The organism is Flavivirga amylovorans (assembly GCF_030540875.1).
Classification (GTDB): domain Bacteria; phylum Bacteroidota; class Bacteroidia; order Flavobacteriales; family Flavobacteriaceae; genus Flavivirga; species Flavivirga amylovorans.
Genome location: NZ_JAUOEM010000002.1, coordinates 770735 through 785422 on the forward strand (window position 1 = coordinate 770735; position 14688 = coordinate 785422).

18 protein-coding genes are annotated in these 14688 nt (G+C 30.3%); 12 read left to right on the top strand and 6 right to left on the bottom strand.

Going from position 1 to position 14688, the window contains the following annotated elements:
- Window positions 1-7: 7 nt before the first annotated feature.
- Window positions 8-1843, top strand: coding sequence for a tetratricopeptide repeat protein (locus tag Q4Q39_RS08615; protein WP_303282007.1), 1836 nt, complete (start codon window positions 8-10; stop codon window positions 1841-1843).
- 14 nt (window positions 1844-1857) lie between these two features.
- Window positions 1858-2532 (top strand): response regulator, encoded by a 675-nt coding sequence (locus Q4Q39_RS08620; protein ID WP_303282008.1) that lies wholly within the window; start codon window positions 1858-1860, stop codon window positions 2530-2532.
- Window positions 2533-3015: 483 nt separating this feature from the next.
- Here Q4Q39_RS08620 and Q4Q39_RS08625 read toward each other — a convergent pair whose 3' ends face one another.
- Window positions 3016-3498: a DUF456 domain-containing protein gene (locus Q4Q39_RS08625; RefSeq protein ID WP_303282009.1), complete on the bottom strand. Its 483-nt coding sequence runs from the start codon at window positions 3496-3498 to the stop codon at window positions 3016-3018.
- Between the two features lie 367 nt (window positions 3499-3865).
- Here Q4Q39_RS08625 and Q4Q39_RS08630 point away from each other — a divergent pair, with 367 nt between their 5' ends.
- A complete protein-coding gene (locus Q4Q39_RS08630) occupies window positions 3866-4342 on the top strand; it encodes a hypothetical protein (protein ID WP_303282010.1) in 477 nt (158 codons plus the stop codon).
- A gap of 4 nt (window positions 4343-4346) precedes the next feature.
- Here Q4Q39_RS08630 and Q4Q39_RS08635 read toward each other — a convergent pair whose 3' ends face one another.
- The gene (locus Q4Q39_RS08635) at window positions 4347-5471 is read right to left on the bottom strand and encodes a glycosyltransferase family 2 protein (RefSeq protein ID WP_496559733.1); all 1125 of its coding nucleotides are present in this window, start codon (window positions 5469-5471) and stop codon (window positions 4347-4349) included.
- Complete coding sequence (locus Q4Q39_RS08640; protein ID WP_303282012.1) at window positions 5468-6433, bottom strand: lysylphosphatidylglycerol synthase domain-containing protein; 966 nt, start codon at window positions 6431-6433, stop codon at window positions 5468-5470. The genes Q4Q39_RS08635 and Q4Q39_RS08640 overlap by 4 nt, the downstream gene beginning before the upstream one ends.
- 86 nt (window positions 6434-6519) lie before the next feature.
- Here Q4Q39_RS08640 and Q4Q39_RS08645 point away from each other — a divergent pair, with 86 nt between their 5' ends.
- From Q4Q39_RS08645 to Q4Q39_RS08680, 8 genes are all read left to right on the top strand, one after another.
- A complete protein-coding gene (locus Q4Q39_RS08645; RefSeq protein ID WP_303282013.1) occupies window positions 6520-7125 on the top strand; it encodes an outer membrane beta-barrel protein in 606 nt (201 codons plus the stop codon).
- The gene (ruvC, locus tag Q4Q39_RS08650; protein ID WP_303282014.1) at window positions 7118-7669 is read left to right on the top strand and encodes a crossover junction endodeoxyribonuclease RuvC; all 552 of its coding nucleotides are present in this window, start codon (window positions 7118-7120) and stop codon (window positions 7667-7669) included. The genes Q4Q39_RS08645 and ruvC overlap by 8 nt, the downstream gene beginning before the upstream one ends.
- 142 nt (window positions 7670-7811) lie before the next feature.
- Window positions 7812-9011, top strand: coding sequence for a radical SAM family heme chaperone HemW (gene hemW, locus Q4Q39_RS08655; protein ID WP_303282015.1), 1200 nt, complete (start codon window positions 7812-7814; stop codon window positions 9009-9011).
- Window positions 9012-9112: 101 nt separating this feature from the next.
- A complete protein-coding gene (locus Q4Q39_RS08660) occupies window positions 9113-9862 on the top strand; it encodes a cyclase family protein (protein WP_303282016.1) in 750 nt (249 codons plus the stop codon).
- 28 nt (window positions 9863-9890) lie between these two features.
- Window positions 9891-10499: a DUF4230 domain-containing protein gene (locus tag Q4Q39_RS08665; RefSeq protein WP_303282017.1), complete on the top strand. Its 609-nt coding sequence runs from the start codon at window positions 9891-9893 to the stop codon at window positions 10497-10499.
- 18 nt (window positions 10500-10517) lie between these two features.
- Window positions 10518-10886, top strand: a complete 369-nt coding sequence (locus tag Q4Q39_RS08670) for an MmcQ/YjbR family DNA-binding protein (RefSeq protein WP_303282018.1) — start codon at window positions 10518-10520, stop codon at window positions 10884-10886.
- 176 nt (window positions 10887-11062) lie between these two features.
- Window positions 11063-11896, top strand: coding sequence for a hypothetical protein (locus tag Q4Q39_RS08675; RefSeq protein WP_303282019.1), 834 nt, complete (start codon window positions 11063-11065; stop codon window positions 11894-11896).
- 116 nt (window positions 11897-12012) lie between these two features.
- A complete protein-coding gene (locus Q4Q39_RS08680) occupies window positions 12013-12591 on the top strand; it encodes a PhnA domain-containing protein (RefSeq protein ID WP_303282020.1) in 579 nt (192 codons plus the stop codon).
- 248 nt (window positions 12592-12839) lie between these two features.
- Here the strand turns inward: Q4Q39_RS08680 and Q4Q39_RS08685 are convergent, their stop codons facing one another.
- Together Q4Q39_RS08685 and Q4Q39_RS08690 are read right to left on the bottom strand one after the other, a co-directional pair.
- Window positions 12840-13310 carry a GNAT family N-acetyltransferase gene (locus Q4Q39_RS08685; protein WP_303282021.1) on the bottom strand — a complete coding sequence of 157 codons (471 nt, stop codon included), beginning with the start codon at window positions 13308-13310 and terminating at the stop codon, window positions 12840-12842.
- A 3-nt stretch (window positions 13311-13313) separates the two neighbouring features.
- The gene (locus Q4Q39_RS08690; RefSeq protein ID WP_303282022.1) at window positions 13314-13745 is read right to left on the bottom strand and encodes a YybH family protein; all 432 of its coding nucleotides are present in this window, start codon (window positions 13743-13745) and stop codon (window positions 13314-13316) included.
- Window positions 13746-13969: 224 nt separating this feature from the next.
- Between Q4Q39_RS08690 and Q4Q39_RS08695 the strand changes: the two genes are divergently transcribed.
- Window positions 13970-14248 carry an STAS domain-containing protein gene (locus tag Q4Q39_RS08695; protein WP_303282023.1) on the top strand — a complete coding sequence of 93 codons (279 nt, stop codon included), beginning with the start codon at window positions 13970-13972 and terminating at the stop codon, window positions 14246-14248.
- Between the two features lie 2 nt (window positions 14249-14250).
- Here Q4Q39_RS08695 and Q4Q39_RS08700 read toward each other — a convergent pair whose 3' ends face one another.
- Entirely contained in the window at window positions 14251-14610 is a 360-nt protein-coding gene (locus tag Q4Q39_RS08700) for a DUF4407 domain-containing protein (protein ID WP_437439776.1), read from the bottom strand.
- Window positions 14611-14688 lie beyond the last annotated feature (78 nt).

Sequence of the window (14688 nt, forward strand, 5' to 3'; positions counted from 1 at the left end):
TTCGCTTTTGAAATATATTTTATATAGTTTAATTGTTTTCTTTTATGTTAATTCTGCTTGTGCCCAGAAGAATAAACAATATTTAATTGATTCAATACTTGATACTTATATAAATTCTAAAATTAAGGATTCTTTATTAATCGCTAATGCTCATTATAAAATAGGGGAATTATATAGGTATAGTTTTTCAGGTGGTGATAGTGCTTATTATCATTACTATAAAGCTGAAAAAATTTTTAAAAACTTGAATAATGATTACAAAACAGCACTTGCTTTATATGGTATTGCCGTAATTCAAAAAGATGAGAAAGATTTTACGGGAAGTGAAATTACTTCTATTGAAGCAATATCTTTATTAGATAAGGTAAGAACAACTAACAATAGCAAGAAATATAAGTCATTTTTGTTCAATAATCTTGGACTAGTATTTGATCAGTTAGAACAATATGAAGAATCTATATCATATCATATAAAGGCATTAAATATAAAAAATAATTTAAAAGGCAATAACGAATCAACTATAGATAATTCTAAAAATAATTTAGCATTAGCCTATAAAAACAAAGGAGAATATAAATTAGCTATAGAGTATTATAATCAAATTTTAGAAAATAAAAACTTAATAAATGAGCGTCCAGATTTTTATGCATTAGTTTTAAATAATTATGCACATACTTTGTATTTGTCTAAAAATAATGAGGAACTTCCTAAATTATATTTTAAAGCTTTAAAGATTACAGATAGTGTTAATCCAGGAGGGTATAATTCTATAATTATTAATCAGCATTTAGCAGAATATTACGATGATAAAAAAAATAAAGACTCAGCAAAATATTATGCTTATAAAGCTAAGGGCATTTCGCAAAAATATTATAATGATGATTTGTTAAAATCTCTTTTGTTACTTTCTGAGATTGAAGATGGAGATGTAGCTGCTATGTATTCAAAAGAATATATAAAGCTTAATGATAGCTTACAAAAAAATGAGCGTGCCATAAGAAATAAGTTTGCCAGAATTCGTTTTGAAACTCAGCAAATAGAAAAAGAAAATGTTCGAATTGCTAAAGAGCGTATGTGGCTCTTAATAATATCGGTAGTATTAATAATTTCAACTTTTTTGCTATATATGGTAATCACCCAAAGAAATAAAAATAAAGAATTGAAATTTATTCAGAAGCAACAAGAAACGAATGAAGAGATTTACAATCTGATGTTATCTCAAAATGAAAATATTGAAGAAGCCAGAACTTTAGAGAAAAAACGTATTTCGGAAGAATTACATGATGGAGTTTTAGGGCGCTTATTTGGCACGCGTTTAAGCTTAGATAGTTTAAACTTGAACAACAGTGAAGAGGCTATAAAAATTAGGGGTCAATATATAGATGAGCTTAAAACTATAGAGCAGGATATAAGAAAAGTGTCGCATGAATTAAATACGGACTTTATTTCCGGATCTGGGTTTATAGATATCATAAAAACATTTCTGGAAACACAAACTACCGCTTATAAATTAAGCTATAAATTAGAACATGATGATACAATTCATTGGGATGAAGTCCCTAATAAAAACAAAATTCACATATATAGAATTATTCAGGAATCTCTTCATAATATAAATAAACATGCAAATGCAACAGAAGTAAATATTAGTTTTAAATTAAAAAATAATGTAATTTGCCTAATAATGAGTGACAATGGTTCTGGGTTTGATGTTAATAAAGCGAAGTCTGGTATAGGATTAAAGAATATGAATTCCAGAATAGATGATATAAACGGAAGCATAAATATAATTTCAGATAAAAATGTAGGAACTACAGTAACCATACACGCCCCAATTACCTAAAACAAAAATTTTTTATGAGTGAAAAAATAAAAATATTAATGATTGATGATCACCCCATGATTATTGAGGGGTATCAAAACACATTACTTTTTACTAAAAAGGAAAGTCAGGAACTCGAAATTGATATTGCAAATAATTGTGATGAAGCCATTGTGTATATGGATAAATCAATTGAAAATGAGTTGCCTTATAATGTGTTATTCGTAGATATTAGCCTACCTCCTTCTACAGATGGAGTCATGAGTTCTGGTGAAGATTTAGCAGAATATGCGCGCCGGATTTTACCTAGAGCTAAAATTATTATACTCACTATGTTTAATGAGTCTTTTAGAATTCATAATATTATTAAAACAATAGATCCGGAAGGGTTTTTAATTAAAAGTGACTTAACATCTAGCGAACTTGCTAGTGCTTTTCAAGCTGTACTTAACAATCCACCATTTTACAGTGGAACAGTAAATAGTCATATTAGAAAAGCGATTACAAGTGATATTGTTATTGATGATAAAAACAGAAAAATACTCCACCTATTATCTCAAGGTGTAAAAACTAAAAATTTAGCATCTCACTTAGATATATCTTTAAGCGCAGTTGAAAAAAGGAAAAAACATCTTAGAGATGTCTTTGAGGTTAATGACGGGCAGGATGAAACGTTATTGAATGAAGCACGAAAAAAGGGCTTTGTTTAAGATAAATATTCATGTTATGTGAGTTTTTTTCTAAAAAATCATATTTTTTTTGTTCTGAAAACCATTGTTATAGCTCAATAGTACTACTAACCCGTAATGGTGTTACGGGTTTCCCACAGTTCAAAGACGGGGCTTATGATTATATTTACAATATCAACACTTCAAAAAATTAATTAATCCCTCAATTTTTTTTGTTGATAATAGCAATTTACAGACCCTATGGAGGTGAGAGACCCATAGGGTTTCTTCTTTTTACCATTCCTGTAAAGGCAGGAATCTCTAATTAAAAAGAATCAGGTTTTTTTATATTATATAAATACCTTACTCATAGGGCTTAAGAGAGTGTTCGACTTCTAATTAGGAACCATTGTTATAGAGGTCTCTTTGTCAATGTCGACGAGTGAGAGACACCGCATAAAAAATATTCTATACCATTGTGATATTATCTTACTATACCGCACTCATTATAATAAAGACGGTTATTTAAACATCTAACAAAAAACCTATAAAAAAACCTAAGTAAATAATAGCCGCAATAAATTTTATAAATGTAGAGGTTATAAAACCAATAAAAGATCCAAAAGCAGCTTTAGTAGCAGTTTTGGAATCACTTTTGTTTAAAAGCTCACCTATTAAAGCTCCAACAAAAGGCCCAATAATAATACCACCAGGAATAGGACTTAAGAGCCCCACTATAAGACCTATAGTTGTGCCAATCATGCCATATTTAGTACCTCCAAAACGTTTTGTACCCATAGCTGGAATAATGTAATCTAACAACCAAATAAGAATCGCAATTATAAGCGTAATAATTATAAATGAGTTGCTCATTAGTATAGAGTCTGCGAAAGAGAGTATTAATAGTCCAACCCAACTGGTAAGTGGGCCAGGCAATACTGGTAAAAAACTGCCTATAATGCCTAAAACCATAAATAAAGCAGCGATAATAATTAAAATAATATCCATAAAAGTATTTGTACTACAATAATTAGACGTGCAAGTAAAGTAGATGTTACATTTTTAACCCCTCGTGTAAAGAAAAAGGGATAATAAAGAGGGAAAATTTAATTGTTTTCTAATATCAATAGCTGATAGTTTATATCTAAACAGTAATTATTCTAATCGACTGAATAATATAAAATTATAGAAAATCAATCCGAAGTTTATAACAAATTTGCTAAGACATATATTGTTATTGAAAATGATGATGAAGTGTTCAAGAATATATTGATAAGCATATTAGAGAGTTATAGGAAGAAAAATTTATCAAGGAAGGGATTAAAAGCTAATTAAAATGTAAAAAAATTGTACATTTCGGTCTCAGTTTTAATCCATGAAACAGATTTGTGTTTTTCTAGTAATCATATTACTTACTTCTTGTGAGTATTTCAATGTGAAAAAAACTTCTTCTGATGCCATTTTAAATGAAGAATTGCAAACGTTCAATTGGAATGATGTGGATAAATATCCAACATTTTCTTTGTGCGATTCGGTATCTACTAAACAAGAAAAAAAGCAGTGTTTTACAAATGTTTTAACAGGTAATATATTAAAATATCTACAAAGCGAAATTATTGTTGTCACTAAAGATCTTAATGACACCATAGATTTAAGACTTCAAATATCGGAAACAGGGGAGCTCTCTTTATTGGAAACTAAAATAGATAGCCTTATTATACAAGAAATACCAAATATTAATGATTTGTTGTCTAAAAGTTTGGAATCGATACCTAAGATTTTTCCAGGAATAAAAAGAGGACAAGAAGTTACTACAGAGTTTAAATTGCCTATAATTATTAGTGTTAATTGATTGGCTATTGTTTAAATGTTCTACCTTTCCATTTGTAGGTTCTAAAAAGCGATATAAAAGCTATGTAGAAGCTAAAAAAAGGATACATAATAAACCCGAAAACAAAATGTCTTAAAACGGGTTTCTGATTAAAAAAATGAGCTGATTTATATATTAATAAGAAATCGATACTAAATTTTATCATTAAAATATAAATCCAGATTTTAAAATTAAAAACATGAAGGATAGTGAGTAATAAAGTTGCAATTACTAAAGCATTCATAAGTAAAACAATAAGACCAGTAAATTTCCCAAACCAATTATTATAAGCGCTGGTTTTTGCAGCCCATCGAATACGTTGTGATATTAAATCATTCCAAGACGGTTGTGATTGCGTTTTTACTATGGCTTTGTCACATTTTAAATAATGAAGTTTATCAGGATGTGTTTTAGCTATTTTTTCAAGTAGAAAAATGTCATCACCACTAGCAATATCCGTATTGCCTTCAAAACCATTTAATTCTTGAAATAAAGATTTTTCATATCCAAAATTAGCACCATTACACAAAAAAGGATTATTAATACCAAAACCACCTATAGTAGCTCCTTGAAGACTTAAAATATCCAGTAGTTGAAATTGATTTAAAAAACGACCAGAATTGGTATAGGTTACAGGAGCTGCAATACATTTTGCGTTTGTTTTTTGAATAAACTCATCAAAGCTATTGATCCAATATTTTGGCAGTATACAATCGGCATCAGTTGTTATAATCCATTCGTTTTTAGAATGCTCAATAGCCGTTGCTATAGCATCTTTTTTTGGAGAATTAGAAACTCTTTTATTCTTAATAACCTTTATGTCATTTCTAGCATTATTAAGAAATTTCATAATGATGTCAACTGAATCATCCTCAGAGGTATCATCAACAAAAATGACTTCAAATAAATGACTAGGGTATTCTAACGATTCTATAGATTTTAATAAATCAGGTAAATTCTCTGCCTCATTCCTAAAAGGAATAATAACAGAAAATGTGGTTTTAGAAGGCATAGCTTCTAATTTGAATAGCTTGATCTTATCAAAGCCAAAAGCGAAACATCCTATTAAAAATAGATAGCTTATTGTAATAATGATGCTTATCAAAATCATAATTGGTTAGTCTCTTTAGGTAAATTAAAATTAATAACATAGTAACTTCCAAGAAGACTTGGAAAAACAAAATTGAATAACCACATGATGGTCGTAGTACTCAAGATCGTAATATCGCTAAAACCCATAATTCCAAACAAATAAATAGCAACACTCCCTTTTATAATAACGTCAAATACAAAAATAGAAGGAATTATTGAAGCCAATAAATACATAGAGGTAATAACAATCATAGCATTGAAATATGATATTTCGGTTCCGAGAATTTGTAATATAAAGTAAAATTGAAATGAAAAAACAAGGTAACGAAGCAATGACAAAATGAATGCGGAAATGAGGGCTCTTTTAGGGAATTCTATAATGAAAAGTTTAATTTTTTTTAAAGAAAACCCCTTAATAGTAAATTTTGTTTTTTGTATTCCAAAAATAATTAAAGTAATGATCAGGAGGCTTATTAAAAGAAACGGAGTGAGTTTATAATAATCAATATTAACTCGATATTTAGTTACCAGAAAATATAAACCAATAATCCCAAAAATAGTAGTGACGGCCATTTGTAAAATATTCCCCAATAGATTAATGAGAAGAATACGTTTTCTGTAGTTAGAAGTATAATAAATAGCTTTAGCACCGTATTCACCAATCCTATTAGGTGTAAATAACGAAGCTGTTAAAGATCCTAAACTTTGTTCAAAGGCATTTTTTAAATTTATTTTTTTTATAGGAGCGACTAATGTTTGCCATTTTTTAATTTCAAAGAGCCAATTTAAAAAGGTTAAAAAGAATAATAAAAGTATGTTTTTGAGTGAAAAAGTACTTTTTTTTGATAAAAAAGCAACAAATCTATTAAAATCTAGTTCTGGATTGTTTACCAATTTGTGGTATATAAAATAGAAAGCTCCTATAACAATACTTAATTTAATAAGCCCAAAAAAGAATTGTTTAATTTTGTATGGTAACATATTAATTATATACCGATTATAAGTGCAAATTAAATCATTATTACGTTATGACCTCGAATTTTAAAATATATAGGAAGGCCTTTTGTATGATAGTTTTTATAATGAGTAGTTTTTTGTCTTTTTCTCAAGGCGATACAAGTACTTTTAAAGCTCAATTGGCACTAGGGTTAAATAGTCCATCACAGAATGGATTTGTTAGTGGCTTTGAAGGAAAGACGTTTAACTTTCCAACTGTAAATTTGGGCATTCAATATTTGTTTAGACCCATTTTTGGAGCAAAGTTAGATTATAGTTTTAATAGAATATCGAACAAAAATAATACGCAGGAATTTAAGCTTAACTATTCTCGCATCAATTTACAAGCCGTTTATAATGCGAATAGACTATTTAATTTGCCTCAAAATAAAGGTTTGTTTCTTCATGCCGGACCAGGTCTCTCAACAGTGAAGCCTTTGGGGAATTTTACTCAAAATAAAACATCGTTTGTTAATGCGATGGCTGGTATAGAGCTGCATTTTGGAATTTCGGATGATCTTTCTATTTATACAGATATTTCATATATACATGGGTTTGCAAAAGATTTTGCGCCCATATCGGAGGGGTTTGGAGCATTTAACGGGAATCTCTTAACATTAACAATAGGAGCTTCTATATCGCTTAGTGGCTGTTATTATTGTGAACAAAATGACTAAAGAAAGAATTATTTTGGGTATTGACCCAGGTACTACTATTATGGGTTTCGGACTTATAAAGGTAGTTGGGAAAAGCATGCAGTTTTTACAGCTTAACGAACTTGATTTAAAAAAGTACGATGACCATTACTTAAAGTTAAAACTCATTTTTGAACGTACCATCGAACTAATTGATACTCACAACCCAGACGAAATTGCCATAGAAGCTCCTTTTTTTGGAAAAAACGTACAAAGTATGCTAAAGCTGGGGAGAGCACAGGGTGTAGCCATGGCAGCAGGTTTGAGTCGGGAAATACCAATTACTGAATATCTTCCTAAAAAGATAAAGATGGCCATAACGGGTAATGGAAATGCTAGTAAAGAACAGGTCGCTAGAATGTTGCAAAGTATGTTAGGATTAAAAACCTTACCTAAAAATTTAGATGCTACAGACGGATTAGCTGCAGCAGTTTGCCATTTTTATAACTCAGGTAAAGTAAGTGTAGGCAAAAGTTATACAGGATGGGATGCTTTTGTAAAACAAAACCCTAATAAATTGGGGTGATTTTAGTATTCAGTAGCAGTTGGCAGTTCTTTCGATATTCAATTAATACCACTAGTTTTTATAAAAAGTTATAATAATTCAAAACCTATAGTTTAAATCTAAAAGCATTGTTTAATATTACTGAACACTGAACACCAAAAGAATGTCAGGCATCTACATACACATACCATTTTGCAAGCAAGCTTGTTTTTATTGTGATTTTCATTTTTCAACATCATTAAAAAAGAAAGATGAACTCATTAACGCCTTAGTAAAAGAGTTAGAAATAAGAAAAGACGAATTCGAGGATCAAATTATCGAAACCATTTACTTTGGTGGTGGTACTCCTAGTTTATTAACGAACGACGAACTACAATTATTAATTGATTCGGTATATAAAAATTATTCGGTAATTGATAATCCAGAAATCACCTTAGAGGCAAATCCAGACGATTTAATTGATAATGATTTGTCACCTCGAGCACAGTCGAGAGGTCTCATGGATAAGCGTATTTTTGAAAACTATAGAGCTATTGGAATAAATCGACTCAGTATAGGCATTCAGTCTTTTTTTGAAGACGATTTAAAAAGTATGAATCGCGCTCATAATTCTGAAGAAGCTAAAAAATGTTTAGAACTAGCGACGCAATCTTTTGATAACATAACTATTGATCTTATTTATGGCATTCCAAATATGAGTTTAGAAAAATGGAATGAAAATCTTGAAATAGCCTTTGGTTATGGTGTTAATCATATTTCCAGTTATGCGCTCACTGTCGAACCTAAAACAGCGCTTGATAGCTTTATAAAAAAAGGCGACTATCCTCCAATTGATGAAACCTTGGCTCTGGAACATTTTAATCATTTAATTGATAAAACCAAAACCCAAGGATTTGTACATTATGAGATTTCAAATTTCGGAAAACCTAATTACTTCTCAAAACACAATACAAGTTATTGGAAAGGAAAACCATACATAGGTGTAGGCCCTTCAGCACATACATTTAAAAATAATCAACGTAGTTGGAATGTATCAAATAATTCAAAATACACACAATCTATTCAAAATTATGTATTGCCAAACACAATTGAAATACTTTCAAAAGAAGACCAGTATAATGAGTATGTTATGACAGGTTTACGAACTATTTGGGGGGTGTCTTTAAATAAAATAGAAAAAGACTACGGAGAAGATTTTCTTAATCATTTAAAAGCATCGTCAAAAAAATATATAGAAAAAGAGTTCCTTATACTTTCGAATAATATGGTTGAGAATCAAAAACGTATAGAGACATTAAAAACAACACAAAAAGGTAAGTTTTTAGTTGATGGAATTGCTTCCGAGTTGTTTGTCTTAAATTAGTTTTAGAATCTAAATTAAATAACAAAACCCAGAATTAAAAAACTTATATTTGGAGTGATAGTATCTTAATTAAGAGATGCTGATATATAAACTCAGCATAAATGATTGCAACAATTCAATATAATTCAAAAAAACTTCAAATAGATTTATCGCTACCTATTGATCTTTCAATACCGCTTAGTGCATCAAAAAACAATGTAAATGCATGGTATTTAGATGCGCCTATAATTGAACCAGCTAAAGATGGCGACCGAATTGTTAGTGTAGAAGAAGGCGCATGCGTAAATTTTAATAACATTTCGTTTAATCCACATGCTCACGGCACACATACTGAATGTGTAGGACATATTACTAAAAAAGTACACTCTGTAAATAAGAATTTAAAACAGTTTTTCTTTTTGGCAGAGGTTGTAACTGTGGCTCCGGAAAAATTAAATGGTGATTTTGTTATTTCTAAAAAGCAATTACGATTTGCAATTGGGAATAAAAAAAGAGATGCTATCGTGATAAGAACAATTCCTAATACAAAAGAAAAATTAACAGCGCAATATTCGCATACCAACCCTCCTTATTTGCTAGAAGATGCTGCTATTTATTTGAGAGAGAAAGGGGTTAAACATTTACTAATTGATGTGCCTAGTGTAGATAAAGAGAAAGATGAATGTGCACTATTGGCACATAATGCCTTTTGGAATACTAAAGGTAAAATAAGATTAGATGCAACGATTACAGAATTCATTTTTGTACCAAATAAAGTAGAAGATGGGATGTATTTTTTAAATCTTCAAATGGCTCCATTTGAAAATGATGCATCTCCCAGTAAACCTATTTTGTATAAAATTATGAGTTAAATTTAAAGCTTATAAGCAAACAATATTTATGGAAGCGTTTTTAGGAATTATAATAGGAGTTTTAACGACTTTAGGTATCGTTACTTATTTTAAGTCATTAAAGAAGAAACAATTAGTTAAATCTCAATCGGTACTACTATTAAACAAAATAAAAACGGTTTGTAAATTTATAACAGTTGAAGGTGATTTTGCTGAAATATATCATTATGAGGATGTTAAAGAGCGTTTTTTAAAATTGATTTCCAGTAAAAAGAAAGCTTTAGTAGTCGTTAATGCAAAAGCATATGTGGGATACGATTTATCAAAAATTGAATTGTTAGCAGATAATGACAAAAAGAAAATTTTACTACAACACTTTCCTCAACCTGAAGTATTATCAATAGAAACAAATTTAAATTATTACGATAAGTCTGATGGTTTATTTAATAAGTTTGAAGCAACAGATTTAACCGATTTGCATAACGAAGCTAAATCACATATTCAAGATAAAATCCCTGAAAGTGGTCTCATTCAAATAGCTCAAAAAGAAGCGTTGGAAACTATTTTACTTATGGAAACGATAGTAGAAACCATAGGCTGGAAATTAGATTATTCAGCATTAAAAATAGATGAGAAACCTGTTAAAAAACTTCAGTAATTACAAAGCGTAAAAAATATGCACATAGATCAACTACGTGAATACTGTTTGAGTAAAAAAGGTACAACAGAAGACTTTCCTTTTGATGAAGAAACACTTGTTTTTAAAGTGCTTGGGAAAATGTTTGCATTAGCGTCATTAAAACGTTGGGAAGCAGGAGAAGCAGCTGTGAACTTAAAAGCAGATCCAGAATATTCTGAAGAACTTCGAGTTGAACATAATAGTATTCGTCCAGGGTTTCATATGAGTAAAAAGCATTGGAATACGTTATACATTCATGAAGGTGAGTTACAGCCTAAGCTAGTGTTTCATCTTATAGATCATTCTTACGATATGGTGGTTAAAGGGATGACGAAAAAGATGAGAGATAGTCTGTTAAGTATTTGAATATTAGTTACTATAGTAGGAAACTATCTTTTTTGTTGTATATTTAGATACTCTCGATCTCCATTTTATTTATTATTAAGACATACATATTAGGTTGTCCTGAATCTTGTATCGCTCCATAATCTTAAAGTTGTATTGACTAATTCAATTATATTAACTTTAAATTTTAACAGATTATGAAAACAACCAACCGAATTTTTGCAACTGTTTTAACAATGCTATTATTGTTAAGTCCAACCATTATTTTTGCACAAGAAGAAGAAGCTCCAGAACGCCCAGAATTTATTGCGGTAACCACCATGCATTGGAATATGGATATGGAGGATTTTGATATGGATACGTGGAAAGCCATTGAGAAAGAGTTTTTAGAAAAAGTGACTATGAAGAATGAATTTATTTTGGGAGCGTCTACTTACTTGCATTTGTTTACAGCAGACAATACAGAATTAATTTATGTGCAAACATTTGCATCGTGGGAAGATATGGGTAAATTTGGTGCTAGAAATGCCGAATTAATTAAAGAAGCATGGCCGGATGAAGCAGAGAGAGAAGCCTTCTCTAAAAAGCGCATGGCATACTATGCACATGAACATTCTGATGAGATTTATGCACCAATGCCAGGTGTTAAGCTCATGACTGAAAAACCAACCAAAGATATGGTGACTTACGTAAGGAAAAATCATTTTTCATTTCCTGAAGACGGTACACAAGAAGAATTTATGGCATTAAAAAAAGAAGGATTTGATGCTGTGATTAGTAAAAATGAACATATAAAAGCATATTACCCACATGTTCATGCTTGGGGATCTGATAGGACAGAATATTTGGAAGCATTCTTCTTAGATTCCATGGCAGATCTAGATAAAATGTATGATAGAAACGCAGAGCTTATGAAAGAAGCATTTCCAGATGAAGAAGCAAGAAAGGCTAAAGGTAAAGCGTGGAATAATTATTTCACGGGTGTACACGGAGACTATTTATATACCTGGGTACATGACCTTTCTAAATAGGTTATTAAAAGTAATATTTAAAAGGATGCCTAATGGTATCCTTTTTTATGTATCGATATTACTAATTTGTAGAACCTTGTATTAAAACGTATTATTGCAAAAACTAAAAGTAACGGATGAGCGTATTACAAACATTACAAGAAAGAAACAACAATGCCTGCGAATTATGTACTTCTATAGAAGAATTAAAGCAATATACCATTCCGCCATCATTAAACGAAAATGTAGCCAACGATGTATTAGTTTGTAAAACCTGTTTGGATCAAATTGAAGGTCATGTAGATATGGATCTTAATCACTGGAGATGTTTAAATGATAGTATGTGGAGTGAACATGTAGCTGTACAGATTATGGCTTGGAGAATGCTTCAAAGATTACGTAATGAAGGATGGCCACAAGACTTGTTGGATATGATGTATTTAGATGGTGAAGCGTTAGCCTTGGCAAGAGCAACAGGCGAGCATGAAGATGCAGCAAATAAGATTATTCACAGAGATGTAAATGGTGTTATTCTAGAATCTGGAGACTCTGTAGTGCTAGTAAAAGATTTAAAGGTGAAAGGGTCTAGCATGGTAGCAAAACAAGGTACAGCGGTTAGGAATATTCGTTTAGACCATGAGAATGCAGAATTTATTGAAGGTAAGGTAGGTGCGCAACAAATTGTAATTATTACCAAATACGTAAAGAAACTATAGCGTTTGGATGTTGTTCTATAAGTACTGTTCAACAGATCGATAAAATAGTTTATAAGACCCATAGCTTTTTAATACCATTTCTGCATTGAAATTACTGTAAAATAAAACGAGGATTTTTTTCTTTATACAAAATAGAAAGATAAAGCATAGCCTTAGTTACGGTTTCTTTTTATGTTGAAGTAGAAAGGAGAAAAGAGCGTTTTATTACGGTCATTTGGATGTAGAAATGGTATAAGAATAGATAAAAACTAATCTAAATTTTCAATATCCAAACGCATATTAATCATATGCTTTTTAAATCCGACTTTTTCGTAGGCTTTTATAGCTGGTATATTATCGTCATAAACATCAAGTCTGATTTCATAAATATTACGCGCCTTACACCATTTCAATAAAGCATCAATAATCATTTTGTTTAAGCCTTGACCTCTATGCGTATCTGAAACAAACATAAAGCCTAAATAACCTTGGTAAGCATGTTTTAAATAGTGCCTGTCCGTTTTTATTTTGGCATATCCAGAAGCAACAATGTCCCCATTGGATTCGGCAACGTATACATCAGAATATTGGCTTGTTATTAATTCATTGATATCATAATAATTAATATCCCCACCTTTTATTGTAGGGTCAAAAGGGCGTTCTGCTGTAATAACCCCCTGTTCAAATTCTAATAAAACAGGTAAATCATTTAATGTTGCTTTTCTAACAATTACAGACATGGTTTAGCTAGATGTGTCGGCAATAATCTTCCACTTACCATCAATCTTTTTAAAGATAATCATAAAAATACCATCGGCATTTCCGACTTCACGTTTTAAATGATACTCACCCATAACATAATAAGCACCTTCTGCTATTTTAGTAATAGCATTTATTTTAAAGTTTAATTTTCCTGTATGGTCTTCTGTGGGATAGGCCTTTTTGTATCTGTCTAAAGTGTTTTCCCAACCATGAGTAACCCCATTGCTTCCATAAAATTTAAGGGAATCACTTTTCCAGTAACTTTCCATGAATTCTTCAATGTTATTATCAGACCAGGCAATACGTTGTTTTTTTAATACTTTAAGAATGGCCTTTTTATCATGCTCTTCAGACGTTTGAGAATAGCCATTAAAAATAGATACTAAACAAAATAATAATACTAATCTTTTCATTTTTTGATCAATTAAAACGTTTTATTGAGGTAAAAGTAACGAAATCTTGATATTAATAGCTATTTGTCGATGAAATTGACACAGAATATTTTTTCATCTAAAGTTGAAACCGGTTGATCGAAAAAATAATATTTTAGGCCTTAGTTTTTATACTTTTGATTTGTTATCAGTTGATTAGTCTACCCTCAAGTCTGTCATTTAACAATTTAAAAATATTTATTATTATGGATTTAACAATTTCAAACTGCAACAATTTTTTCAAAATTAAAGGCATTCTAAACAGAAATAGTTTAGAAGTATTTCAAAATGAATTCAACAATATTTTTGAAAAAGTAAATAATCTTACCATTAGCATTCAAGGTATAGAAAGTATGGATCGTTACGGAGTTAAAGCTTTCGTTGAACTTCATAATGAAGCCATTCAAAAAAATAAAAACTTATCAATTATAGGTGTGGGGTGTAAAGACCTTTATAATCACTTTAAAGCGGAAAACGCTGCGTAGAATCAGAAGGCGTTTTTTTGATGTTTGAAAAAAGCATCAGCTTGAAGTTGCATTAGTTCTCTCACTTTTTTGCGCTTATAAGTGTATAATTCGTCTTCTTTTTCTATGTCACTATAAATACGGTCATTAATAATATTGTCAGTTTTTAATAAAGCCTCTCTTTGGTTTTTGTTTTGAAGAACATTAGTCTTAATGGCTGTTTCTTGATCTTCTAATCTAAAGTCGTAAGCACTTTTAGGAGATAATAATTTTGCTAAAATAGGAGATGTTTCAATTGCTAAAAACAACAAGAATATAAAAAAGGAAGGTAACCAAGGTAGTAGTGGTCGGAAGAAAAAATCTTCCGACCTTTTTGTTTTTATATTTCTAAACTCACTAGGATTAACCGACTGGTTTTTAGTTTTTTACTTAGGTTTTCACATGTGTTTTTTGTATCTTAT

Coding starts and splice junctions, on each gene's coding strand:
- Q4Q39_RS08690 (WP_303282022.1), bottom strand. CDS start 13,745: ATGAAAAGATTAGTATTATTATTTTGTTTAGTATCTATTTTTAATGGC.
- Q4Q39_RS08635 (WP_496559733.1), bottom strand. CDS start 5,471: ATGATTTTGATAAGCATCATTATTACAATAAGCTATCTATTTTTAATA.
- Q4Q39_RS08685 (WP_303282021.1), bottom strand. CDS start 13,310: ATGTCTGTAATTGTTAGAAAAGCAACATTAAATGATTTACCTGTTTTA.
- ruvC (WP_303282014.1), top strand. CDS start 7,118: ATGACTAAAGAAAGAATTATTTTGGGTATTGACCCAGGTACTACTATT.
- Q4Q39_RS08630 (WP_303282010.1), top strand. CDS start 3,866: ATGAAACAGATTTGTGTTTTTCTAGTAATCATATTACTTACTTCTTGT.
- Q4Q39_RS08625 (WP_303282009.1), bottom strand. CDS start 3,498: ATGGATATTATTTTAATTATTATCGCTGCTTTATTTATGGTTTTAGGC.
- Q4Q39_RS08645 (WP_303282013.1), top strand. CDS start 6,520: ATGATAGTTTTTATAATGAGTAGTTTTTTGTCTTTTTCTCAAGGCGAT.
- Q4Q39_RS08675 (WP_303282019.1), top strand. CDS start 11,063: ATGAAAACAACCAACCGAATTTTTGCAACTGTTTTAACAATGCTATTA.
- Q4Q39_RS08670 (WP_303282018.1), top strand. CDS start 10,518: ATGCACATAGATCAACTACGTGAATACTGTTTGAGTAAAAAAGGTACA.
- Q4Q39_RS08640 (WP_303282012.1), bottom strand. CDS start 6,433: ATGTTACCATACAAAATTAAACAATTCTTTTTTGGGCTTATTAAATTA.
- Q4Q39_RS08620 (WP_303282008.1), top strand. CDS start 1,858: ATGAGTGAAAAAATAAAAATATTAATGATTGATGATCACCCCATGATT.
- Q4Q39_RS08660 (WP_303282016.1), top strand. CDS start 9,113: ATGATTGCAACAATTCAATATAATTCAAAAAAACTTCAAATAGATTTA.
- Q4Q39_RS08680 (WP_303282020.1), top strand. CDS start 12,013: ATGAGCGTATTACAAACATTACAAGAAAGAAACAACAATGCCTGCGAA.
- hemW (WP_303282015.1), top strand. CDS start 7,812: ATGTCAGGCATCTACATACACATACCATTTTGCAAGCAAGCTTGTTTT.
- Q4Q39_RS08665 (WP_303282017.1), top strand. CDS start 9,891: ATGGAAGCGTTTTTAGGAATTATAATAGGAGTTTTAACGACTTTAGGT.
- Q4Q39_RS08695 (WP_303282023.1), top strand. CDS start 13,970: ATGGATTTAACAATTTCAAACTGCAACAATTTTTTCAAAATTAAAGGC.